At 63.8% G+C, this 23,582-nt stretch carries 19 protein-coding genes and 3 pseudogenes; 3 read left to right on the top strand and 19 right to left on the bottom strand.

Annotated features, from left to right (window positions below; all coding sequences use genetic code 11):
* Nucleotides 1-245: 245 nt before the first annotated feature.
* Nucleotides 246-350, top strand: a pseudogene (locus ACMV_RS21200) (IS5/IS1182 family transposase); the annotation flags it as partial.
* 65 nt (nucleotides 351-415) lie between these two features.
* Here the strand turns inward: ACMV_RS21200 and ACMV_RS10125 are convergent.
* The 8 genes and pseudogenes from ACMV_RS10125 to ACMV_RS10090 form a co-directional block, all read right to left on the bottom strand.
* Nucleotides 416-667 carry a hypothetical protein gene (locus ACMV_RS10125; protein ID WP_013640380.1) on the bottom strand — a complete coding sequence of 84 codons (252 nt, stop codon included), beginning with the start codon at nucleotides 665-667 and terminating at the stop codon, nucleotides 416-418.
* Nucleotides 668-934: 267 nt separating this feature from the next.
* Complete coding sequence (locus tag ACMV_RS10120; RefSeq protein WP_013640379.1) at nucleotides 935-1,789, bottom strand: hypothetical protein; 855 nt, start codon at nucleotides 1,787-1,789, stop codon at nucleotides 935-937.
* Between the two features lie 71 nt (nucleotides 1,790-1,860).
* Nucleotides 1,861-3,453, bottom strand: a pseudogene (tnpC, locus tag ACMV_RS10115) (IS66 family transposase).
* A gap of 50 nt (nucleotides 3,454-3,503) precedes the next feature.
* Complete coding sequence (gene tnpB / locus ACMV_RS10110; RefSeq protein WP_013640376.1) at nucleotides 3,504-3,851, bottom strand: IS66 family insertion sequence element accessory protein TnpB; 348 nt, start codon at nucleotides 3,849-3,851, stop codon at nucleotides 3,504-3,506.
* Nucleotides 3,848-4,315, bottom strand: a complete 468-nt coding sequence (tnpA, locus tag ACMV_RS10105) for an IS66-like element accessory protein TnpA (protein WP_172637328.1) — start codon at nucleotides 4,313-4,315, stop codon at nucleotides 3,848-3,850. The genes tnpB and tnpA overlap by 4 nt, the downstream gene beginning before the upstream one ends.
* A 442-nt stretch (nucleotides 4,316-4,757) precedes the next feature.
* The gene (locus ACMV_RS10100; protein WP_013640374.1) at nucleotides 4,758-6,662 is read right to left on the bottom strand and encodes an ATP-dependent nuclease; all 1,905 of its coding nucleotides are present in this window, start codon (nucleotides 6,660-6,662) and stop codon (nucleotides 4,758-4,760) included.
* A gap of 624 nt (nucleotides 6,663-7,286) precedes the next feature.
* Complete coding sequence (locus tag ACMV_RS10095; RefSeq protein WP_013639834.1) at nucleotides 7,287-8,480, bottom strand: IS91 family transposase; 1,194 nt, start codon at nucleotides 8,478-8,480, stop codon at nucleotides 7,287-7,289.
* 4 nt (nucleotides 8,481-8,484) lie between these two features.
* Nucleotides 8,485-9,342, bottom strand: coding sequence for a tyrosine-type recombinase/integrase (locus tag ACMV_RS10090; protein ID WP_231295272.1), 858 nt, complete (start codon nucleotides 9,340-9,342; stop codon nucleotides 8,485-8,487).
* 406 nt (nucleotides 9,343-9,748) lie between these two features.
* On the opposite strand from ACMV_RS10090, the gene ACMV_RS10085 reads away from it, so the two are divergent.
* Nucleotides 9,749-10,729, top strand: coding sequence for a hypothetical protein (locus ACMV_RS10085; protein WP_154653541.1), 981 nt, complete (start codon nucleotides 9,749-9,751; stop codon nucleotides 10,727-10,729).
* Between the two features lie 5 nt (nucleotides 10,730-10,734).
* Nucleotides 10,735-11,439, top strand: a complete 705-nt coding sequence (locus tag ACMV_RS10075; protein WP_154653540.1) for a hypothetical protein — start codon at nucleotides 10,735-10,737, stop codon at nucleotides 11,437-11,439.
* Here the strand turns inward: ACMV_RS10075 and ACMV_RS10070 are convergent.
* From ACMV_RS10070 to ACMV_RS21525, 11 genes and pseudogenes are all read right to left on the bottom strand, one after another.
* Nucleotides 11,411-11,974, bottom strand: a pseudogene (locus ACMV_RS10070) (IS630 family transposase); the annotation flags it as partial. The gene ACMV_RS10075 and the pseudogene ACMV_RS10070 overlap by 29 nt on opposite strands.
* A 71-nt stretch (nucleotides 11,975-12,045) precedes the next feature.
* Entirely contained in the window at nucleotides 12,046-13,779 is a 1,734-nt protein-coding gene (locus ACMV_RS10065) for an IS1634 family transposase (RefSeq protein ID WP_013634984.1), read from the bottom strand.
* Nucleotides 13,780-14,052: 273 nt separating this feature from the next.
* Entirely contained in the window at nucleotides 14,053-15,093 is a 1,041-nt protein-coding gene (locus ACMV_RS10060) for an IS110 family RNA-guided transposase (RefSeq protein WP_011930570.1), read from the bottom strand.
* Nucleotides 15,094-15,280: 187 nt separating this feature from the next.
* Complete coding sequence (locus tag ACMV_RS10055; protein WP_013639723.1) at nucleotides 15,281-15,667, bottom strand: helix-turn-helix domain-containing protein; 387 nt, start codon at nucleotides 15,665-15,667, stop codon at nucleotides 15,281-15,283.
* A gap of 279 nt (nucleotides 15,668-15,946) precedes the next feature.
* Nucleotides 15,947-16,963: an IS110 family RNA-guided transposase gene (locus ACMV_RS10050; RefSeq protein WP_013640371.1), complete on the bottom strand. Its 1,017-nt coding sequence runs from the start codon at nucleotides 16,961-16,963 to the stop codon at nucleotides 15,947-15,949.
* Between the two features lie 540 nt (nucleotides 16,964-17,503).
* Nucleotides 17,504-17,827 carry a hypothetical protein gene (locus tag ACMV_RS10045; protein ID WP_013640369.1) on the bottom strand — a complete coding sequence of 108 codons (324 nt, stop codon included), beginning with the start codon at nucleotides 17,825-17,827 and terminating at the stop codon, nucleotides 17,504-17,506.
* 200 nt (nucleotides 17,828-18,027) lie between these two features.
* Nucleotides 18,028-19,152 (bottom strand): site-specific integrase, encoded by a 1,125-nt coding sequence (locus ACMV_RS10040; RefSeq protein ID WP_013640368.1) that lies wholly within the window; start codon nucleotides 19,150-19,152, stop codon nucleotides 18,028-18,030.
* Nucleotides 19,152-20,960 carry a tyrosine-type recombinase/integrase gene (locus ACMV_RS10035; RefSeq protein ID WP_013640367.1) on the bottom strand — a complete coding sequence of 603 codons (1,809 nt, stop codon included), beginning with the start codon at nucleotides 20,958-20,960 and terminating at the stop codon, nucleotides 19,152-19,154. Before ACMV_RS10035 ends, ACMV_RS10040 begins: the two co-directional genes overlap by 1 nt.
* Nucleotides 20,961-21,179: 219 nt before the next feature.
* Nucleotides 21,180-21,434: a helix-turn-helix domain-containing protein gene (locus ACMV_RS21195; RefSeq protein ID WP_013640366.1), complete on the bottom strand. Its 255-nt coding sequence runs from the start codon at nucleotides 21,432-21,434 to the stop codon at nucleotides 21,180-21,182.
* Entirely contained in the window at nucleotides 21,427-21,648 is a 222-nt protein-coding gene (locus tag ACMV_RS21190) for a hypothetical protein (protein ID WP_013640365.1), read from the bottom strand. The genes ACMV_RS21195 and ACMV_RS21190 overlap by 8 nt, the downstream gene beginning before the upstream one ends.
* An 81-nt stretch (nucleotides 21,649-21,729) precedes the next feature.
* Entirely contained in the window at nucleotides 21,730-22,908 is a 1,179-nt protein-coding gene (locus ACMV_RS21525) for a hypothetical protein (RefSeq protein ID WP_231844385.1), read from the bottom strand.
* Nucleotides 22,909-23,582: the final 674 nt, after the last annotated feature.

Raw genomic sequence — 23,582 nt, 5'->3', positions numbered from 1 at the left:
TCTGATCGGCAACCCCACACAAAGCCAGCTTTCGTCCCATCTCCAACGGGGAGCGGGTTCGATAAATTTTTCGGAAGAAAATAATCCGCCCCAACGCAGCACCGAAATTTTACACAAGTGTTTCCCAGTGCTGCCAGTCATCCACCCTCCCAGTTGCCCCTCTTTCAGAGCCGGACCTCAAAAGATACTTGAGCGATTTCAGCGGGTTGTGATTCAGTTCGTTTGCGGAGACGAACAGAGATACAATGGACTTGACTGAAATTGCTCGGCAACGATTTTTCTGTCTCGGATTTTGGTACGCAAGCGACCTCACCGACGCCGAATGGGCCTTGATCGAACCATTCATGCCCTTTCTTTCGCAGAATTGGTGGCTTGCTCGCTGTCCCCCCACCCCGCCCGGTGGAACGGTCTCCTGTCAACCCTTCCAGAGCCCGAGCCGGCGCGCCAACCGTTCCGCCCGCTCGTAGATATAGGCCGCGGCTTCCTCCTCGGAGGGCCATTCCCGGTAGTTCCGCTTGCTGCCGCGCTCGCTGAAATAGGTGAACCACTTGCCGTCAACCTGCTCGATGCCATCGATCTCGCCGCCGCCGAGGCTGCCGTGCGTGTAGAGATCGCCGTCCTCGACGCCGTGAGCGCTGAGGCGCGCCTTCATCTCGCTGACCTTCATCTGGACCTCCCCTAGCGAACTCGCTGCAAGTAACCAGGACGGACGAGATCGCCAACCAACATGTCCGTCTTGTATTGTCCACCGTCCCGTCCAGCGCCTCGAACACCGCATCGCCGGCCGCCACCGCCCCGCCAAACCTGATCCCGATCCGCATTTCTGGCCCGAAATAGCGCCCGAAGCGCCTATCGCCCGGGCCGAACGTCCATTGCCCTGACATATGGGTTGCAGGCCGGACCGGCACGACAACCGCGCGGCGCGGTTCAGACCTCAGTCCGCCAGCAGGTTCGCCACGCCGCCGAAGCCAGGCACCGCCCGCAGAGCCACCAGCGCCAGCATCAGCCCGCCGAGGAGCAGGACCATGATCGGCCGCAGCACCGTCGCGGCCGCCTGCGGCACGACAATCCCGATGCCGCCGACCGCGATGTGGAAGCCGATCGCCGCATAAAGCCCGGCGAGGCCGATCTCGCCAAGCCCGAGCCCCAGCGCCGCCAGCCGGAATGTCAGCTTTCCCGCCGGCGTGCCGAGCGGCATGAAGAACATCGCCGGAATGAACACGAGCGCGAGCAGCAGTAGGAGCACCAGTTCGTTCGCTCCCAGCGCTGCGCGCAGGGACGCGACGCTGTCCACTCCTGGCAGGGCTAGGAACGCCCCGAGCGCGGTGAAGTCGATAATGAACAGGCAAGGCAGGGCCAGCAGCCCGGCTGCCGCGAAAGCCGGCGCCGGCACCAGCCGGGCAGGGGGCGACGGCCGCGGCGCGCTGGCCGATCCCGGCGGCAAGGCAGAAGGCCAGCAGAGCCCGCCAGGGCGCGACCGGCGCCAGCGCCAGCGCGCCCAGCCACAGCACAGTCCGGCGCACGCCGCCATCGCTGTCTGGCGGGCCCGCCACGCCGCGACGAACGGCAATGTCAGCGCCACCGCCATCGGCGTCGCCTGTTTCGGCGGGCCGTCCGTCGACATCGCCGTCCCGTCGATCCCCGGCATCGCCTCCCATGTCTCGATCGGCGCGGCAGGGTCGAGCCAGCGCAGCGAGACCAGCGCCCGCCAGATCACATACAGCCCCGGCGTCGCAAGGATGCTGACCGGCGCGGTGAGAAACAGGTCCCCGGCTCTGTCCGCCCCCACATGCAGCGCGAGCAGCAGCAGGATCGCCGTAAGCGCAGTCTGAACGACGGCCTTGCGTTGGCGAGCGAGCGCTACGCGGCGGCTGGTAGAGCGGCCTGAGTTTTCCAGGCCCAAGGCAACAGGGTGTCGATTTCGTTGGCCCTGGTGGTTCCGGCGACGATGCGTTCGAGGATTTCGGTGAGCCAGGCGAGCGGCTCGACGCCGCTGAGCTTGGCGGATCCGATCAGCGTCGCCATCAGCGCCCAGTGCTCGGCGCCGGTGTCGTTGCCGGCGAACAGGGCATTCTTCCGTCCCAGGGGGATCCGGCGGATCTCGCGCTCGACGGTGTTGGTATCGAGCTCGATCCGGCCATCGTCGAGGAAGCGGGTCAGCCCCTCCCAGTGCCGCATGACGTAGCGCATCGCCTTCGCCAGTTCCGATCCTTTCGAGATCCGCGGCAGTTGTTCGTCCAGCCACGCGTGCATCGCCTCGATCTCCGTGCGGGATCGCTCCCGCCGCACGGCGAGGCGGCGTTCGGCGGATTGTCCGCGGATCTCGGCCTCGATCGCATAGAGCCGCGCGATCCGGGCCAGCGCCTCGGCCGCGATCGGGGACTGCGTGGCCTGGTGGAATTCGTGGAAGCCGCGCCGCGCATGCGTCCAGCAGAAGGCCTGCGCCAGGGCGTCATCGTCGCGCTCCTTCACGACCTTGCCGAACCCGGCGTAGCCGTCCACCTGCAGAATGCCGCGGAATGAAGACAGATGCGCAGCCGGGCGCTCGCCCTTGCGATCGGTCGCATAGACGAAGGCAACCGCCGGCGGCGCCTGCCCACACCACGGACGGTCATCGACCGCGTAGCACCATAATCGGCCGGTCTTCGTCCGCCCGCGCCCCGGATCCAGCACCGGCAGCGTGGTGTCGTCGGCGAAGATCTTCTCCTGTGCCATCACATGCGAGAGGATCCGATCTTAGAGCGGCCGCAGCCACCAGAACGCCCGGCCGACCCAGTCGCCCAGCGTCGAACGGTCCAGCCGGATCCCGTGTCGCTCGTAGATCTGTGCCTGGCGATACAGCGGCAGATGATCGGCGAACTTGCTGACCAGCACATGCGCCACCAGCGCCTCGCTCGCCATGCCACCATCGATCGGCCGCGGCGGTGCCGGCGCCTGCACCGGCGGCCCGTCGCAGGACGCACAGGCATAGCGTGGCCGGCGGATCACCTTCACCCGGAACGACGCTGGCACGAAGTCCAGCATCCGGCTCACCGTCTCGCCCACCTGATGCAGCGCGCCGCCGCAGCAGGCACATTGCTTCTCCTCAAGATCGACCACGACCTCGACCTGCGGCAGGCTGTCCGGCAACGCCCCGAGATTGCGCTGCCGCCGCTTGCGTTCACGTGTCTGCCCATCCGCCGTGCCAGCTTGCGCCGATTCGTCTCCCGCAGCCTCCGCCTGTTCGAGATCTTCCAGCGCCAGGGCCAGCTGGTCCGGATCCATTTGTTCGGAGCGTTGGCCGAAGCGGTGCCGCTGCAGCTTCGCGATCAGCAGGTGCAGCTTGTCGATCTCCGCGCGCAGATCGTCATTGACGCTGCGCAGGCCGGCATTCTCATGCTCCGCGTGGCTCACCAGGTCGCGCAGGATGCCCGGGTCGTCGGGAAGGGCGGCAAGATCGATCGGCACGGTCAAACTATCGCAAGCAACCAGGCAGGATGCCAATGACTCTCGCGTGAGCGGGCCTATCCCGCCAGCACCGGCCGCAGGCTTTGCACCGGAGCCCGCCATTCGCAGCCCTCGAGCAGCGTGGCAAGTTGCGCCGGGCTCAGCGACATCAGCGCCGTCCCGCTTTGCGGCCAGGCAAACGCGCCTCGTTCCAGCCGCCTGGTCAGCAGGCACAACCCCACCCCGTCATGCCAGAGCAGCTTGATCTGTCCGGCACGCCGGCCGCGGAATGCGTAGACCGCACCATCAAACGGGTTCCCGCCAAAGACCTGCTGGACCAGCATCGCCAGCCCGTCCAGCCCCTTCCTCATGTCCGTCCGGCCGCAGGCAAGATAGACCCGGACACCCGCGCCGGGTGCGATCATGCGTCCCTCAGCGCCGCCAGCACCCGGCTCAATGCCGCCTGGCTCACCCCGGCGCCGACACGCAATCCCACCCCGTCCGGCAGCGTGATCTCGATCGTCTCCATCGCCGTCGGCGCTGACGCCAAGCCCAACGCCGGCGCAGTCCCGCTTACCACCGCCCGCGCAAAGCCCGGCACCAGCGGCGCCGCTTCAGCCAGATCGCCATCCCGATATTGTCGCCGCCACGTGCTCAGTTGCCCGCTGCTGATCTCGTGCTGACGGCACAGTGCCGAAACCATCACGCCGGGCGCCAGGCTCGCCTCCACAATCGCCCGCTTCACCGACCTCGACCACCGCCGGCGCGCCCCGCGCGTGATCACCTCAACCCGCTCCTTCGAAGCACTCGTATGAGCACTCGTACGAGCCGCTCCTATCGCCTCAACCCGATCCGCTTCAAAAATCTCAGAAATACTGACGTCGCTCATGCCCACAAACATCGGGCCCAGTCTGCGTCACAACAACAATGCCGGTCCCACAGCGTTTACCTGCTGCCGCCTGTTGGCATGCGATAATCCATCGGCCCGGCAACTGAAATCAACCAATATCAAGGCTTCGATGGCGGTATTGGGTGCAGAGCCGCCAGGCTGTTTTGGGTCCGGAATGGGCCGATTGCGGAATGACGGGTTACGGGTCCCGCACAGAGGAAAGTCGACTTTCAGGCGAGGACCGGCATTGGCCCGAATCGACCCACATTCGCCATTCGGGCGCACGAACTGCCCACTTGAAAGCAGCCGTTCGCGCCCAACCAATGAAGACCGCTTCGCAGCCGGCTCGGGGTGAGCCATGCCGGATCCATCGCTCGGCTGTTCGCCAGGTCGTTGCTCTCGGTCCAGGCGCCGATATTGCGCGACCGTGGGCTCTTGTCGCCTAACTCGTGGTCAAGGCCGCCTCGATCGTGGTCTTCAGATCTTCTGCCACGATGTAATTCGCTGGGATCGTGAAGGTGTTGAGAAGCTTGTCGTCCTTACCGCGCCTCTTCGCGACGACCTTCAGCGCCGCATGGAGCTTCTTCCCCTTTACAGTGGAGGGAGCCTTGCCGCCCGCCGCATCCCACATTGCCTCGGCATCGGGCGAGCCCCCATTCGGCCACACAGCCCGAACGATCATTTGACGCTTAGAGAGGAAGGTATCGCGTGCTTTCTCGACGGACTGGGCGGCCTCGCTGCGCCAGTCTTCGGCCTCCTCCAACGAGATGCCATATAAAGCGGCGAGATAGGGAGCGGTGCAGAAGTAGCCCTCCATGTCAGACCCAGCGGTGACCCATGGGAACACACCCTTGGTGTGGAAGGTCTTCTTCCACCGCCCGGCCTCCTCCTCGGTCATAAAGTCGCCGTCCCGGTGGATGATGGCGTTCACCTTTAGCTCACCATCAACGAGTAGGCCCTCGAGCAGCTTGTCGCGCGGGAGGTTGTCGATCCCGAAGCAGCGGCAGACCGCGATCTGACGACTGAGATCGGGCCATTGCCGCAGGATCGCCCGGAGGGGCTTGTCCTCCTCGTCCTCGACGAAAAATAGAGCTGACTTGTCCAACCCACCCCATCCTAGCATCCGACGGATCGCATCGTCGTCCTCCGTCTGTACGCGGCCGTCCTTCATCCAGACGAGTTTCGCCGATGGGCTAGCAGCCCTGACGATATGCGGGCTATGGGTCGCGAGGATAACCTGGGTGTCATAGTCGCTGGCGGCGCGTTCGAGCGCCTCGATGAGGCGCTCCTGCTTATCAGGGTGAAGGTGTGCGTCTGGCTCGTCGATCAGCATGACCTTCGGTTCGAAGAGTATGAGGTACGCAAATATTTGGACGACCTGCAAGACACCAGTCGCGGCCATCTCGAGCGGAATCTCCTGCCCCGAAAACTCTTCTGTCCGGATCGAGGCCGATATGTGGTAGTCCTCGCGTTCGTCGAAGGACACGTTGATCGAGACGCCGGGGTGTACTTGGTTGATGAGTTCGTTGAGCTGGTGCAGTCGCGCCCGGCCGCCAGCGTCATCGACCTCGCTCATCCTTCTGCTTCGAAGATTGAGGAGGATGTTCCGCAGCACCCCGCCCGCGTCCCCGCTTGCTGCCTGACGTCGTAAGGTCGGCTGGGCCAGGATCGTCTCCCTCTCGGAAAGACCGGCGAGCCCCGGGATGTAGGCCGTTATGAACTGAAAGCGCTGCTTGTATGGCGTGACCGCGGCGCCGCCATCCATGTAGGCGGTGATGCCGCCCCGGTTCCGGGCGGCGCGGATGCGCACCGTCGTCTGGATTACGTCCTCGCCGACCGGGCGGTGCGAGAATATCACTTCAACCGGCGTCGAGCTGGAATCCGTCTTCAGTTCGCCCTTGTAAAGCGTCTTGAGCGGCTCGCTTGACGGGACATAGTCCAGGCGCTCGAAGGAAATCATCTCCTTCGTGTTCTTGGGGAGCACGTAGCTCGCCGCACGAGCCGCCCAATGGATCGCCTGCAGAACGGACGACTTTCCGCAGCCGTTCGGGCCGACGAGGATCGTCACGCGGCTGACGGGAATCACCGCCTCCTCAGTCGCCTTGAATTTCCGAACAGTTATGGAATCCAGAGCACTCCAGCGACGGGCCCTCGATGATCTGGTGTCCGTGATACCCGGTGAGGTTGGCGGCGGCGACTGGAGCCCCTCCTCCGGCTCGCCCGTCACGTCGACGCTGGGCTCCTTGCCATCGAGCGGGACGGACTCCACCACCGCCTGGGCGGGCGTGATCTCCCCGGCGCTCTTCAGAACCTCGAATTCGGCGGCCTTTGCGGCCTCGTCGTCCATGTCGCCCGGTGCCCCTAGCCTGAAGACGCGCTCATCGCTCCGCGATGTCAAATAGCAGCGAAAACTAGGATACAGCTAGGGCGTTATAGCCGGGATATGCAAGGCACCTTTCCCTAGACCTACAGTGCAGGAACGAACGGCCGGTCTGCAGCCGTGCTTTCCAGAACGGGCCGGTGCGAGGCGCGGCCTTGAGCTGAGTGTTCGGTCTAGACACATCCTGGCCCGGAGGCGGACCGACAGAAAACTCCCCAAGGCCACCGTAAGCCTTCCCGAGGCGCGTGTCCGCTTCCGGGAAGCGATCCAGCTCGACCAAATAACCTGAATGGTGAAGGTTTTCGGATGCCTGCGGGCGTACGAAAACCGCCCAAGCACGAACCCGCGGTGAGCGGGCGCTAGTCTATGGGGAATTTGATTTTCGGCTGAGGCTGGGGATGGTTGCGTGGTCCCTGAGTAGGGGCCGGCGTGGAGTCTGGTTCCGCCATTGGCGGCTGGCACGGCGATTTCGCGTTCTGGGATGATGGTTGAGAGTGATTATGGGATCGCGGGTGATAGGCTTGGGCACAAGGGGAAGCGTTGACCGAAGCGCGGTTGCTGCGGTGTGCGTGTAGTTCGATCGGCGCCGGGTCACGATGAATTTCTCCCGGTTGACGTCGTGGGACACGGCGGCGCCCTGGGCTGACACCAGCGGGCGAACGTCTCGACGATGACCATGTGGCCGCCGCAGCAGGGGCACGGCGGACGAACATCGCGAGGCTCATCGGGCTCATCGTTGTTGGAGGGCGGCGCGGCGGCGAGGAGTTCTCGGGCGCGCACGAGATTGGGTTTGCGCGCCGTGGCGGAGAGCAAGCCGTAGTGGCGGATGCGGTGGAAGCCGCGTGGCAGGACGTGGATCAGAAAGCGGCGGATGAACTCGTCGGCGGCGAGCGTCATAGCCTGGTGGCGGTCGGCGCCATCGCGACGATAATCCTTGTAGCGGAAGATGACGCTGGCTTCGTCAAAGGCGAGCAGCCGCCGGTTCGAGATGGCGATGCGGTGGGTATAGCGCGAGAGATAGGCAAGCACCGCTGCGGGGCCGCTGAAGGGCGGCTTAGCGTAAACCACCCAGCGTTTGCTGCGGACCGGCGAGAGGTGGCGCAGAAAGGTGCGCCGGTCGGCGAGTGGTGCGAGGTCGCCAAAGAAGGCAAGCCGTCCTTGATCGTGGAGCGCGATCAGGCCGGTGATGAACAGGCGGCGGAACAACTTGCCCAGGACGCGCACCGGCACGAGGAAGGCCGGCCGCGAGGAGATCCAGCGCTCACCGTCGAGCGAGATGCCGCCGCCCGGCACGATCATGTGCACGTGTGGGTGGTGGGTCAGTGCCGACCCCCATGTATGGAGCACGGCGGTGATGCCGATCCGTGCGCCCAGATGCCGGGGATCGGCGGCAATCGTCAGCATCGTCTTGGCCGCGGCGTGGAACAGCAGGTCATAGACGGCAGCCTTGTTGTGGAAGGCGATGTCGGCGATCGCGGCCGGCACGGTGAAGACGACATGGAAATATCCAACCGGCAGCAGGTCGGCCTCGCGCGCGGCGAGCCAGGTGCGCGCGGCGGCACCCTGGCACTTTGGGCAGTGCCGGTTGCGGCAGCTGTTATAAGCGATCCGTCGATGGCCGCAGTCCTCGCAGGCTTCGACATGACCGCCCAGGGCGGCGGTGCGGCAATTCTCGATCGCCGACATGACCTTGAGCTGATGCAGGCTCAGCTGCCCGGCATGGCTGGCCCGATAAGCGGGGCCGGCGACGCGGAAGATATCGGCGACCTCGAGCGAGGCGTCCACCGCCTCAGCCGGTGGATGCCTTGCCCTCCATCAGTGACGCCAAACGCTCGAGTGGACTGGTGACCGAGCGTATCGTCTTGGTCGCCACACGCGCGTAGAGCGCGGTCGTATCGAGCTTGCTGTGCCCCAGCAGCACCTGGATCACGCGGATATCGACGTCCTGCTCCAGAAGATGGGTCGCGAAGCTATGGCGCAGCGTGTGGGGCGAGACCCGCTTCCGGATCCCGGCCGCTTCCGCGGCCTCATGAACCGCGCGGTTGATCTGTCGCGTCGAGACCGGATCGGCGGCACTGCGTCCGGGGAACAGCCAGCCATGGGGCAGCATGACGCCACGGCGTTTGCCTTCCGTCCACCACAACCGCAACAGGGCGAGCAGCTGGGGTGAAAGCATGGCGTTGCGGTCCTTGCGGCCCTTGCCCTGCTCGACCCTGATCAGCATCCGCGTGCTGTCGATATCGTCGACCTTGAGGCTTGCCACCTCCGACACGCGCAGGCCGGCGCCATAGGCGGTACCGAGAATGGCCTTGTACTTGATGCCGGGGGCAGCCTCGAGCAGCCGGCCGACCTCATCGACACTCAGCACATCCGGCAATTTGCGAGGCGAGCGCGCCAAGACCAGGCGCCGCGACAGGTCCGGCCGATCGAGCGTCACCGTGAAGAAAAACCGTAGCGCCGAAACCGAGCAGTTGATCGTCGGCGGTTGCACCCCGCTCTCGTGCTGGTGAACCTGAAAGCGACGGATATCCTCAGCTGTCGCCGTGTCCGGCGGCCGCCTGAGGAATGCCGCGAAGCTCTGAACAAAGCGAATATAGTCCCGCTGCGTGGCCGATCGCAGGCCGCGCATCGCCATATCTTCGAGCATGCGCTGCCGGAGCGCGCTGACAGGCCGTTCGATAGGTGAAACTGGCATCGGAGGTTCCTCTTAAAATGAAGGGAACCCCATGCTGAGAAGCCTACCGCCCCGCGCTCAAGACCTCATCGAAATGTGCCGCTTCAACCCCAGCCCTATTCCCGCGAAGCGGGTTCGTGCATGGGCGCAAAACCGCCTAGCCGCGCTCGGCTTGAACGGGCCGGGAGCCGACCATCGGGTTTCGGATGGACACCACGGACGAGCGGACATTGCTGCCGGAGGTGCCAATCTCGCCTATCTACCCAGCTTGAACATACGCGGGTTTAATTCGGCTTCCCGTTAGCGGACACAGAATAATTTTTCTGATACAATCCAGATTACCGCAAGTGGCTCACTATTTCATGATACTCTAACTATGATGACCAGCTTCAACGGCCGTAAAGGCGTCCTCTACTTCAGCCAATTTAAGCCGAGCGGGCCGTACGAGATCGCCGACAGCATCGTCGTCGTCCCGTCGGGAGGACTCATGCTCCCGATGCACAGCGGCGCCTCCCGTTGGGTGTCACGCTCGCATTTTGTCGCGCCTGCCGACTGGCCTGATAGCCTTGTATTTGAGCGGTTTCGGGATTGGCTGATCTTTGACTGCTTCGTGATGATGAACAGCCATGGGGCAGCGCACTACGACGACAACCTCCACGTCCTCGAAATCATCGCCAATCCCGAGGATGGCGGCGATTTACGTTATGCCGTGGACTATAACGACGTGGTTGGATTCCTCGTCGGTGCGCATGTCGCACGACCAAAGGGCTTGCCAGTGCGGTCGTACGCGGAGCTTTATGATGCATTCCGGGTGCTGCACTCGGAGACACGATCCGCAATAGAATGGTTTGTCTCCCAACCGCCCAGCCCGCGCCGTCTCGCCCCGCTCTTTGGCCAATACTGGGGCCTACTGCACATGACGATTCTCATCGAAAGTCTCATCGGCCTTCCGCCCAACTGCGGATGCTTGTCTGCTGCATGCCAAGTCTGCAATGCACCCCCCAGGCCCCACTACAAGGTATCGCGGAGGGATTGGCTGCGCCAAGAATTGACCCGCCGCGTCGAAGACACAGCTCTTGTCGGAGCGTACGTTTCACTAATTGAGGCGGGCAAGCGCGTCCGGGACAAGATGTCTCATGGCCCACATTTCGATCGAACCACACACCCCATTATGAACGTTGGAGAAGTGGCTTCATATGACGCCAAACGAGCTATCGGTGAGTTCAAGATTGACAGTAATGCTCTTGACACCCTGCTTGTTTCGCTCCGTGACGTAGCGCATGCTCTACTTGTCGACGAAGCATTTAGCATCAAACATTTCAGGCCACCATCCGATTTGAAAGTCGCAGTGGTTGGCTAGCACAGATGAGCCGCAATTTTGAGATCATCCAGCTCCAAATCAATGAAGCCACACTCAAGGCGCTGCCGAACCGACAGCGCAATCAGCTTCTTGCCTGTATGCACGCCCATAATGAATTGGCGGTTATGAACCGGCTGCTCATGTTCAGTTGCAATGCTGTGGGAGTCGGAGAACTGCATGACCACGCACAAGGCGTCCAAATGTGGTGCATCATGCAAGTCTTAACGGGCAAACTCTTTGAGGTATGGAAAATGCTCGATGAGCGTTTTCTAAAATCAAATCCGACTGACCCCGCTATTGCTGCATTGAGCGGCGATCACAAGGAGAATCTTGAATGGCTACAGGGCTATTTTGATACTAAGGATACTGCCCTGCGCATCATCCGCGATAAAAGTGCATTTCATTATGATAAACAATTAAATCTTGACGAGGCTGTTGCAGACGTTACTGAGGACGAGCGGCGAGTGTATCTCGCTGAACACCCTGCTAACGGACTCTATTACTTAGGCTCCTCCATAGTGTTCCGCACCGTATTCGCGATTGTCGCTGACAAGGCGGGCGGTACATCTGCGATGTCGCAGATCGAACGAATGCAAAAAGGGGTCGACGTTGCCCTCACCGATGTCCAGGAGGTGAATGTCCGCCTTCACGCCGTTCTCTACGGACTAGAGCGTATTTCGATCAGTCCGGGTCATATCCGCATGAGCTGAAGTAGTTGGCGCATTCGCGGTGCTGGAAGCTGTCGACGAGCCTGCCGATCAGGTCCCATAGGCCGGAGACGGTTCGCTCTCCGATCTTTCTGAGGATGGCCTTGAGGCGCGCGAACGCCTTCTCGATCGGATTGAAGTCGGGACTATAGGGCGGGAGGAAGCGCAGGGTTGCGCCGGCCGCTTCGATCCGTTCACGCACCGCGTCACGCTTGTGGCTCGACAGATTGTCCATGATGACCACGTCGCCGGGCCGCAGTTCGGGTGTGAGAACTTTGGTGACATATGCCTCGAACCAGTCGCCGTTGATGGGGCCGTCCAGCACCATCGGCGCGACCATCCCGGTCATGCGCAGCCCCGCCACCAACGTGGTGGTCTTGCGGTGACCGTGTGGGAAGCCCATCCGCAGACGTTCGCCCCTGGCGCAGCGGCCATGGCTGCGGGTCATGTTGGTGGCGGTCCAGGTTTCGTCGATAAAGACGAGGCGATCCGGGTCCAGATCGAACTGGCTATCGAACCAGTCCTGGCGCTGTTTCAGCTGAAGTTTTCACTGGTTTGAATGCAAACTCCCCGCATTTATCGACAACGTTTCTGATCAGGTTTTGACGGTTACTGGACACGCATGGGGTCGATCCCGATCAGGGCGAAGGCGGCGGTTTGCAGCGGCGTGGGGTTTGCCAGGGTGGTGAAGGTGGCGTTCGGGGCCTTGGGCAGGGCCGCGGTGTTCAGGGTCTGGGTGGCAAGATGCGCCATCAGGTCGGCGAAGCTTGAAATCGGCAGGTTCTGGTCGTTGCGGCGTCGCCCGCGCTTGCGATCGGCGGCCGGGGATGTCGATGCGGGGGCAACCGGCGATAAGCGTTCGGTCTCAGCTCCCGGGCGGTCGTGATCCTGGAACAGTAGGGGCTTGAGGGCGTCGCGCAGATGCCACTCGACGTAATAGGCCATCATGCAGAGAAAGACGTGGGCACGCACCCGCGGTGAGAGCCAGTGATGCACCGGGCGGATCGCGAGATCGACCGATTTGAGGGTCCGGAACGCCCGTTCCACCCGCGAAAGGTCCTTGTAGGCTGACACGGCTTCGGTCTCGCTCATGACGTCCGCGCTCACACTGGTGCGGATGACATAGATGCCGTCGAGGGCCGCCTCGCGCGCGATGCTGGCGGCGTTGCGCTGGAAATCGAAGCGGCTGGCGGTGATGGTGAGATCGAAATGCTTGGCCATCTTGCGCTGGTTGATCACCGCCCCCACCGCCAGCCCGATCGCGGCCTCGCCATGAAGAGGAGCGCGTTTGCGCCGTGTCGCATCCCGGATCCGCGCCAGTTCCGTCTCGGTGGCCACGAGCAGCGCCTCGCGCTTGCGCCGTCGTTCGGTCGCAAGGGCCGCGTTGCGACAGGCGATCAGCCGCTCGCCCGGATAATCGGGCGACGTGATCGCGGCGATATCGCGCTCGTCGAACAGCGACATCTGCAGCGGTCCCTCGGCAAGATCCTGGATCTGCCCCGCGCGCAGGCAGCTGATCCAGTCCAGCCCCGCCGGCTTGATCGTCTCGCGGATCCGCGCCGTGGTGATCATCCCGCGATCACCCACCAGGACGACGCGCTCGAGATGGAACCGCCGCTTGAGTTTCTCCACCTGCGCGGCGATCGTCGCCGGATCGGCGGTGTTGCCTTCGAACACTTCCACCGCGATCGGCCGCCCCTCGCGATCGCACAGCAGGCCATAGACGATCTGTGGCCGATCGGGCCGGTGATCGCGGCTGTATCCGTGGTGTGCCAGTTCGCAATGCCGGCCTTCGAGGTAGGATGAACTGACGTCGTAGAGCACCAGCGTGCCGTCGCGCAGATGGCGCCTTGCAAACTGCCGCTCGATCCGGCCCTGCTGCGCGCCCAGCCAGTCCAGTGCGGCGTAGATCTCGCGCTCTTCAATGGCGCCGAGTTCGAGGATCTCGCCGAGACTCGATGTCGCGGTCTGCGGGTTCAGACCGCGCAGGGTCGAGAGCTTCGAGCCCGGTGCGATCACCCGACCCGCGATCAGCGCCAGGGCAAGATCGCGCTCACGCGACGCCCTCCGGCCCAGCAGGCCGGGAATCTCAAGCTTGCGCATCATCCCGAGTGCCGCCGCCACATGACCGTGCGGCAGCGAGCGCCGGATCTCGAGTGCCTGATCGGCACCACCGACCACCGCGCCACCCGCGAGAAGCGCACGCAGCCCATCGATCAGCTCCGGCGGCATCTGGCTCAGATTGGCGATGGTGCGTTTATGAACCTTGCGACCCTCGCGGAAACTCTCCCGCAACAGCACGGCCGGCGCCGATCGGCCATTCGGAACCACGTCAATGAACATGGAGGCAGGGAACGTATGGCCCGCCCCGTCCGCAAGGGGTGATTTTCATCTGGCTCTAATCAGTCTGCTTCAACGTATCCGGTCTCGGGCTTCGAACCCGGCCAAGATGGAGATCCGCGCGGCCTGATCCTCATAATCACACCGGCCTCGGAGGCCGTTCACTGCGTCAGGTTTTCAAGCCGCCGTTCGACTGTCAGGCCATCTTCCTTTCACCTCACGCAGACATCGACTGCCCTTTCGCGCCCAACTGTGAGCGCTGTTCGGGCGATTCCGTCATGCGGCCGCAGCCGCCGCTTCGAATTGGGCGTCGTAATCGCAACCGTGCGCCAAAACGGCCCATGCAATCCGAGCCAGCTTCGCGGCCAGCGCGACTACGACCACGTTCTTATGCGCTCGATCGAGCAATCCCCGCGCCCAGCGGCCCAACGGCGTATCGCGTTCGACAAGATAAGGCAGCGCCGCTCGTGCGCCATGGATCAAGTTCTTCCGCAAATAACGATTGCCGCGTTTGCTGATGCCGAGCAGGCGCGGTTTTCCACCCGTTGTCATTTGCCGTGGAACGAGCCCCAGCCACGCCGCCATGTCCCGCCCACGTTTGAATGCATGCGCCTCGCCGACCGCCGCCGCCAGCGCCGTAGCGTTTATCGTTCCAATTCCTGGGATTTTGGTCAAACGTCGCACAGCCACGTCGTCACGAGCCAACTGAACGAACTCGGCGTCGAAGCCGGTGATCCTCTGGTCGAGTGAACGCCATTCCGCCCGAAGATCTTCGATCAACGTCCGGATGCGCGGGCTCAACGCGGCAAAACCGCCATCTTCGGCCAATGTCTCAAGCTCGGCTTCCAGTTTCCTCCGGCCTTGCGGAACGACGATCCCTCGCTCCAGCAGCAACGCCCGCAAGTGATTGATCAGCGCCGTCCGTTCCGAGACGAGGCGCTCCCGGGCTCGGTGCAAAGCCTGGAGATCAGATTGGTCCTGGCTCTTCACAGGCACGAAACGCATCGTTGGCCGCGTCGCAGCCTCTGCGATCGCCTCCGCGTCGAGATCATCGTTCTTCTGCGCCTTCACGTACGGACGGACATATTCCGGCGACATCAGCCGCACCTCGTGGCCCCGCGCGGCGAAAATCCGCCCGAGGTGATGAGCGCCGCAACATGCTTCCATTGCCACAATGCACGACCCAAGCTCGCCAACGAAACTTTCCAACGTTCCCCGCCGAAGTCTCCGCCTCAAAACAACCCGGCCGGCGGCGTCCATGCCCACCACGCTGCAAGAGTTCTTCCCAAGATCGATGCCGAGAATCATGATATCCATCGGTCTGCTCCTCTCTCCAAACCAGCGGCGATACTACCCGATCGCCACGAGAGGGGCGGGCCATCCCATAATCACATACCGAGACGCGCCGCAAGCCCCATGTATGGACACAAACAGAATACAGAAAAACAGCGCTACGCAAGGAAATCCGCCATGTTCAGGTTATTCTGAAGTAAAAACTTCAGTTTCAGGATATCGGGGCGATCCTGCTCGATGGCGTGGCCAGTCTTTTTTTACGCGTCATGCCGCGGCGGATGAAGAAGCGGTGAAGCCCGGCCACCGAGACGTGCAAGCCGACCTCGATCAGCGCCAGGCGCAGCTCTGCAAGCGAGATGTCCTTACGCGTTTCCCAGATTGCGAGAATGTCCGCCCGCCGTTCCTCAACCCGACGTGAGCGCGTGTCGCCACCCTGAGGCTTCGGAGCAAAGCTGCCGGTATCGCGACGCTGCGCTCGCCAGCGGATTGCCGTCGCCGGCGCCACCCCAAAGCGGGCTGCCGCTGCCCGGCAACTCATCCCCTCATCAATCGCCGCCAAAAGCCGCCGACGAAGATCCATCGATAGTGGTTGGCCCATCCATGCCGGCCTCCTTCACCAGCACGGATTCTGAATCATGTGTGGACGGCCCGTTGGGTTCAAGTCGTTAAAGCAGAATTTGGTATCGGTTCGAATGCGGTCATGTGTCCGGCCTTTGACGCGGTGGTCTGACCGCTGGCCCAGATGGGTGCCGCGAGCAACATCCAAACAGAAATTGCGGCATGGAACTGCCGTAGATTCAGACGGATTTTGTTGCTCGTCGGTTCGACCGATAACCATCTCCTGTTTGCCCCTAAACCCTCGGCACCGGCGCGCGGATCAGGCGGCTACCGGCTGACGCCGATACGCTTCACCACGCGCCATCATGGCCCAGATGATCCGGGCCATCTTGTTGGCCAGAGCGATCGCCGCGACCTTGCGCGGCTTCCGCTCCAGCAATTGCAACAGCCAAGCGGTCGCTGATTTGCTGCCTGGTTTAGCGAAGCGGATCACCGCCATCGCCCCGACCACGAGCAACTGTCGCAACCTCTCATTGCCTGCCTTACTTATCTTTCCCATACGATGCTTGCCGCCGGTGGAATGCTCTCGCGGAGTCAGCCCGAGCCACGCTGCAAAATGCCGCCCGGTCTCAAAATTCGCGGGGTTCACATTGAGCGCCATGGTGATCGCGGTGATTGCCCCAACGCCGGGAATCGCGGCGAGGAGCTTGCTGACCGCGTTGGCCTTGTGCTGTTCGAGCAGCTGTCTCTCCAGTGCGTCGATCTTTGCATCGAGATCCGTCACATGCTGACCCATTTGCTCAAACATCGCCTTTGCAATTGCTGGAATCGCTTCCTCGGCAGACAGGAGAACAAGCAATGCTGAGACGTTCGCGCAGCCCTTGGCGGCAACGATGCCAAATTCCGCCGCGTGCCCCCGCAACGCGTTGATCGCCTGGGTTCGTTGATTCACCAAGAGTTCCCGGTGCTTCACGATGATTGCTGCCGCTTGCTCATCCACCGATTTGACCGGAACCGTGCGCATGGTCGGGCGGGATGCTGCCTCACTGATCGCTTCTGCGTCGTTGCGATCATTTTTACTCCGCTTCACGAAGGGCTTCACATATTGCGGTGGGATCAACCTGACCCGGTGGCCCATACCGCCCAACACCCGCCCCCAGTGGTGCGAGCCTGCGCAAGCTTCAAGAACCACCTCCGTCGGAGCCAATTTGACGAAGAACGGTTCAACCTGAGCCCGCCTGATCTCGCGCCGCAGTAACGGGCGCTCCTGGTCATCGACCCCATGGATCGTAAAAACATGCTTGGACGTGTCTATAGAAATCCGCTTAAATTCCATTGGGCGGCCCTTTCATTAGGTTCGTTGTTCGACCCTATATTGGCACATTGGATGCCGTTGGGCCGTCCACCCCAACAGAAATCAACGCCAATGGGAATCCCCTCGCGATTCAGACCGGTCGAAAGCCGCTCTAATATCGGCAGCACTTAAGAAGCCTGAAGGAGCACCGCTTGCCGAGATTCACCAGCTACGGATTCCTGTAGTCGATGCTCCTCCACCTGGAATTGTTGCGTTGCCGATGTTTCTCGATGTTGGAAAGTGATGGCAGGTTCGGCAGATTTTGCACGCCGAAGCCGCCATTTCGGTCTCGGGTAGGTCGCACGCCGATCCGAACGTCCGGTATCTTCTTTCTTTGCCCAAAAGCGGCCCTTCTGCTTCCCCCCAAGGCCACCGTAAGCCTTCCCGAGGCGCGTGTCCGCTTCCGGGAAGCGATCCAGCTCGGACATATAACCTGAATGGGCGCTGAGCGTCCGTAGCGCGTTTGTGATGTTCCCAGGACGACAAAGCCCCCTCGTCCTGAGTTGGGACGAGGGGGCGTTGTCATGTGGATGAGTTCGGATCGGTGAGGGCGAGGAGGTTCCTGCCGCTGGCGATGGCGCGGTTGCCGCGGCTTTCCACGAGGCGGCAGGCATGGCGGATGGCGCTCATGTTGTCGCGGCGGATGCGGGCGGCGGTTGCGGTGTCCATGGCATCGGCGGGGTCCTCGCCGTCGCCGCCGAGCATGGCGGCGAGGACATCGAGCGTGTGCATCGCGAACTCGAGTGTATCGAGATCCGTGCTGAGCTGATCGCGGACGGCGTTCAGGCGCACGGGATCGGCGGGCATGGCAACGAGTGCCGTGCCCGGTGTGACCGGTTCGGTCATGGTGGTCTCCTGATGATATGGTTGGGGAATGGCGTGGCCGGGATCGGATCCCGGCGCAGACAGCGCCGGAGGAGCGTTCAGGTGGTTTCTCCCCGGCGACGCCAGGATGACTGTCTGCTCACCAGATGTGGGAATATAATCAAGTATTTCAATATGTTATAGAAATATTCGTGCGATATTTGCTCTAAATGTCGAGCAATTCATTCCCTCCGCCGCCTGATCTTCTCCAGCCGCGCGTGGTCGTTCGCCGCCTGGGTCGCGGCGAGCATCTCGGCATGGAAGAATTCGGTGGCGATGATGGCATTGGCCCGGTTGTAGTGCTCGGCCGCGACCGCCTCGCTGATGTCGAGCACGGCGCGGGCGAGGCCGGGCTCGGCGCGATTGACCAGGGGTGTTGTGGTGCCGAGCGCGTGGCGGAACCGGTGCGGCCCGATCGCAACGCCGAGCAAGGCTTTGGACCGAACCCGGACGAGCTTCTCGATTCCCGGCTCAGCGAGCGGTTTGCCCAGCGTGCCGACCCAGAGCGCGCCATGATCCGTGCCACGCAGCAGGGCAGGGCGGATCTCGCCGAGATAGCGATCCATGAATGGCGTCAGGCGAGCGGGGAGCAGAACGTTGTCACGCCGTGCGGTCTTGATCTGGTCGGGTCGGTAATCGATCCGGTAACGGCCGTCGACCTTGTGGAGATTGTCCGTTGCCATGGTCTGTGCCGTGGTGCGGAGGCGGCGGGCGCGGGAGCTCAGCACCGCGAAGATCAGCCCGTCGCGGAACTGGAGCAGTGCCTTGCGCCGCGTCCGGCACTGCTCCGCCGTCCCCATCAGGCGCAACCCCTCGGCATAGAGGATGCGGGTATCGGGGATGAGGAGTTCACGCTTGTCCATGAACAGGCGCTGGCGGATCGAGGCGCCGTTGGGCTGGAGGATGCAGGTCCGGTCGGCCTCGGGTGCCAGAACCCGGATCGCGAGGTTCAGTTCGGCGAAGCGGCCGGCGATGGTGAAGGGCGCATTGCCGCGCGCCATCAGGGCACGGAACCAGGCGGCGCTGCGGGGATGGGAGATCCGGGCGCCGGGCGGCGCTGCCGGGTCGAGCCATCCGGCCTCGTCGAGGAACCGTAGCCAGTAGGTGTAGCCCCTGGCGATCTTGAGCCGGCTGGCGAGGCGCAGCGTGCTGCCATATCCGGGATCGTCGAGCGGATCGGCGGCCGCACAGTTCTGCTCCCATCGCTGCCGGTCGATCGCCGGCCAGGTGGCGAGATAGCGCGCAAGCCGCCGCGCAAGCCGGGCCTCGTCCCGCGAAGCCGGCTTCTGTTCCCCAAGGTCACGCATCACGCTCTCCCTCCCATCGCTCTGTGGCGATCCGTCCTGCGGTCGGGCCCGGATTTCCGCGGGCGGAGCGTCCTCATCTGCTCGAGCACGGTCTGGTCGAAGCGGTCGAACGCACTGTCCTTCTCGGGGCCGGTATAGGATTTGCGTGCCGTCCGATCGGTCTTGTGGCCGAGCAGGACGCGGATGACCTCGAAATCCCCCGGATATCTCTTCAGATGGGCGACCGCGGCGCGATGGCGGACTAGATGGGAATTGATCTCGCAGCCCACCCGCTCGGCGACGATCCTCGCGAGCGTACTGCCCATCGCCTGCCGCGTCATCGGCCGCCCCTTCACGCCGGCGAAGAGGTAGGGATTGTCGGCTGCGGCGATCAGCGGGCGGAATTTTTGCTCCCACGCGATGATCATGTCGCTGGTCAGGGGCAGAACCGGGCGATCGATGGTCACGCGGTTCTTCACTTCCCCGGCCGGGATCAGGAAGCGGGTGATCGCGCTGCCGCCATGGCCCGGCCCGATGAAGTGGCGATCCCGGCGCAGGCCGAGCAGGTTGCTGACCCGGAACGCGTAGAACAGACCCAGATGCAGCACCAGCGCGCGCTTGGCCGCACTGACCGCGAGCACGCCGGAACGGGGCAGCAAAGCCTCCGCCTCCTCCATCAGCACTGCCGGCAGTGCGAGAATTTTCTGCTCGGCCTCCGGCGTCAGCAGCGGCTCGAGGCGTCGCCGGTTCTTCTCGGTCATCTCGCTGTATTCGGGCGTCACCGCCTTCTTCCATCCGGCGATGCGCTCGACCTCTGCCTTGGGCAGGCCGACATGGAATTTGGCGATCTGCCGGAGGATCTCGGCGACATGGCCGGCCGGGGCCGAGCGTTGCTTGCCGGCGCGGTCGCGCATGAAGCGGATGGCTTGGCGGGCCCGCTCGACCGGCACGACGAGGTCGCGGATACCGCGGATCTCCTCGAGCGGCACGCCGGTCTGCACCAGCGCCCAGACGGCCTGGCGGGCATGGCGCATGCGCTCCTCGATGGTGATGGCGCGCAGCGCCCGCCGTGGCGCCGGGGATGGTGATGCCCGACCGGCCAGACCGTCGTCATGATCGCCGCGGAGGTGATCGGCATCGAGATCATCGAGATCGGAACAGCCGAGGTGGCGCCGCATGCGCTCGAGATCGGCCTGCAGGCCGGGATGCATGGCCTCGAGCGGGACGGTGCACCGGACCCGCTGGCGTGCGGCGCCGAGGATCGGCAGCCCGAGATTGGGCTGTTCACGTGCGGCCTTGTTCCATTGATAGCGCATCTGGGCGAACAGCCGGGACGGGCTGCGGCAGAGGGTCGCGGCACGGATCCAGGCCTGGAAGCGCTCGAAGCTCGCATCCGAGACGGTGGACGGCGGAATGCCCTCGCGGCTGTGGAACTCGATGAAGCGGGTGAGGGTGGTTGCCGCCCGGGACGGGAGGCCGTCGCGAAGTGATCTCCAGTCGGCATCCAGGGGCGCGCGCGGCTCCAGCCGGCCGAGGCGGCGCATCACGAAGCGTGTATTCGAGCGCACGGTTGCCATCGAGGTCGCCGAGATCCCGAACAGCTGGGGCGGCTTGCCGAGCACCCTGGCGTTCAGCTCTGCCGGGCAGAGGCGCAGCTGGGCCGGATCGGTCCCGGCGATGCGGGCGAGTGCGCGCAGAGAGGAGATAATGCTCCGGCGACGTTCGTTCGTGAGATCGCTCCACGAGGCGACGAGCGCGATGGCTTCCGCAACGGTTGGTGCCGCGGGCGGAACATCGCCCGGACCCGGATGTTGAGTGTGTTCAGTCACTGTCTTGCTCCGTTTTGACAAGTGAGGACAGAGGCGGACATTAATGAGGACGCTATAAAGCAATACCAGGCCAATTGACTGATCGTGTTCTAATGAACATGAGCAATAGCTTGATATTGTGTTGTCTTTTGACTGGCTTTGATTTGTGTGCATTCGCGCGGCGCCGGCGGCCCGGTTTGTCCGTCCCGCCTGTCCGAACCACGGATCGCACGGCATGGCTCAGCGCCTCAGGCGCCGGGCGATCAGCGCGCGAATATCGGCAGGGTGGAAGAATACGGCGCCGCCGATCCTGACCGGCTTGAGGTGTCCGGCGGCGATCCAGCGCCGGAGCGTCCTGTCACCGCGGCCGAAGGTGGCGCACAGATCGTCAATGCCCAGGAGCGGCTCGATGGCTTCGGCAGCCTGCGGTTGGCCATCGTTCGGGATATCGGTTGCCGTGGAAGGCGGGACCGGCGGTGATCGCCGCTCAGCCATTGCCGGAGAGATCGGCGCTGGTGAGCGGGGATGTATCCACGACGGTGCGGTCGCCGGAGCTGACAACCCGCCGGAAGTCATCGCGCGCGGCCTGGGCGGCCAGAACCCGAATGATGCTCCGCAGCGATGTGCGCGCGGTGGCATCGGCAGCGCTGCCGGCGACCGGTTGGTCCTTGCTGCCCGCACCCGACGAAATGTGTGGCTCTCGACTCATCGAGAGCTTCAATGCGCGCGCTCGATGCCCGGATTCAAAACATCAGGCGTGCGGGAATGCCGAAACTTCTGAAGGGGCGGCTCAGCCCGATACCGGCATGTTCAGCAATCGCCGGATGTGTCCCAGCGTCTCCGCATCCGGCTCCATGGCCGAGCCGGATACCGATGGCCGAGGAGCCTGCAGGCGCTCGGCAATCCGGCGGATCTCGTCATCGCGCGCACCGTGGAACCGGCGCAGGGCGCTCCGCAGTTCCGATGCCGGGAAGATTCCGAGCGCCTCGTTCAGGAATTCTTCCACGAACCGCGAGAACGTGCCCGCCTTCGGATAGCGCCCCCTGATCGGTTCGTTCCTGAATGAGATCCACAGCGAGGCGCAGCACGTCACCGCGAAGTCCGCCGGGTCCGACATCTCCCGGCGCCCGTATCTTGTGCCAGCCACGTCCTCCGCGATCGAATGGGCCCCACGGTCTCCCACCGCCAGCAGCAGCCGGCACAGGGCGCGGAGACGCCGGGCCGCACCGCCGGGACGATCAATCGGGACCCCGGGTTCTATGGTGGCCCTGGCCTCCGCCATCGGGCGATAGGAGAGCAGCTCGAGGCGCTCCCCGAACCGGAACTTCAGCAGATGGAGCATCGTGTGATCCGCCCAGCGCCGGGCCTGCTGGAAGGTCTCCAGCGTGTTCGTCAGGGATGGTTCCGCACGCAGCCCGTCCCGATAGTCGCCGCATCGTAGCGCGACGTCGGCCAGCCTTGTGGAAAGATCCTCGCGCCCGAACCAGGTCTGGGCCAGGGCCTTCAGGTGCGCCTCGGCATCGATCGGTGGCGTCGGTTCCGCGGGAGCGCCCTTGCGCCGCCGCCTCACTCTGGTGGGCTCGAGGCCGCCCCTGGCGCGACCCTCATGCCGCGCATTGGCGGCAAGGAGGTCGAGCAGCTCGACGAGCCCCTGGATCGTGCGCGTCGCCCGCAGCAGGCCTGGTTGCGGCAGCCCCCGCGGGTTGAATAGCTGGCGCATCAGATCGGCGTGCTGGCTCGCATCGAGCTGCACCAGGATCGCCCGCAGCCGCTCGGCGCTCGCGGCAAGCATGGCGAGATCGCGCAGAAGATGCGAGCGCGGCCGATGACGCGCCGCGATACGTCGACGGCGCCAGTCCGCGATACGTAAACGGCGCCGGCGGGCGAACGTCATGAAGATCGAATTCGGGGGATCGCTGAGCGGCGGATCGCTGAGCGCCATGGGATGCGCGAGGATCTCGGCGGTCACCGCATCGATCAGCCCGAGATCGAACGAGGCTGCGTGCGCATCGGCCGCCGGCGCCCGCGTAAAATCGGCGGTTTGTGTGGTTGATCCAGGGGAAGTTTCCGTCATGGCCGCGGCATCCTTGTGAACGAGCCATCGAATCGGTCCGATTCGGGTGGGGCATCATAACCCGATTTGCGTGTTTGGCAGGAGCTGGGCAGGTGACGTACAGCACTTAACCAACTGTTTTTGCTGGCACTGAGTGTGTCCGGATCTTCCAGAACCCGGTCACGCTTCGCTGGTGACGCTGGTTCGAAGGAATAGCAGGCCAGCCCCCGCACAGGTGCGAGGGTGGCTGCTCAATCGGCATCGGTCCACGCCCCGCCGGAGCCCGCCCGTCCCGAAAGCCCCCTGCCGCTGGAGCCGGCAGGTAGGATGGTTCGCCGCTTCTCGAGAGGTGCTCCTCCTCCCGGGCGTCCCTGGGCCTCGAACCTTCGCAGTGCCCTTCGGGTGGATGACGCCTGCCCCACAGTACCCGATCCATCGCCCCGCTGCCGTCCAAGACCGACCAAGGCGAAGGGCCACGGCCAAATCCCGCCGTAACGGCACATCCCTGCCGCGGATCCACCTCGTTCCGGAAGGCGGTTCCGCGTGCGTGAATGCCGGAAACACTGAAGGGTGAGTGCGTGAATGACCGA

Origin of the sequence: Acidiphilium multivorum AIU301 (genome assembly GCF_000202835.1) — a bacterium.
Taxonomy (GTDB): domain Bacteria; phylum Pseudomonadota; class Alphaproteobacteria; order Acetobacterales; family Acetobacteraceae; genus Acidiphilium; species Acidiphilium multivorum.
Note: the sequence above shows the minus strand (reverse complement) of the source record. Positions and strands in the feature narration are given on the sequence as shown.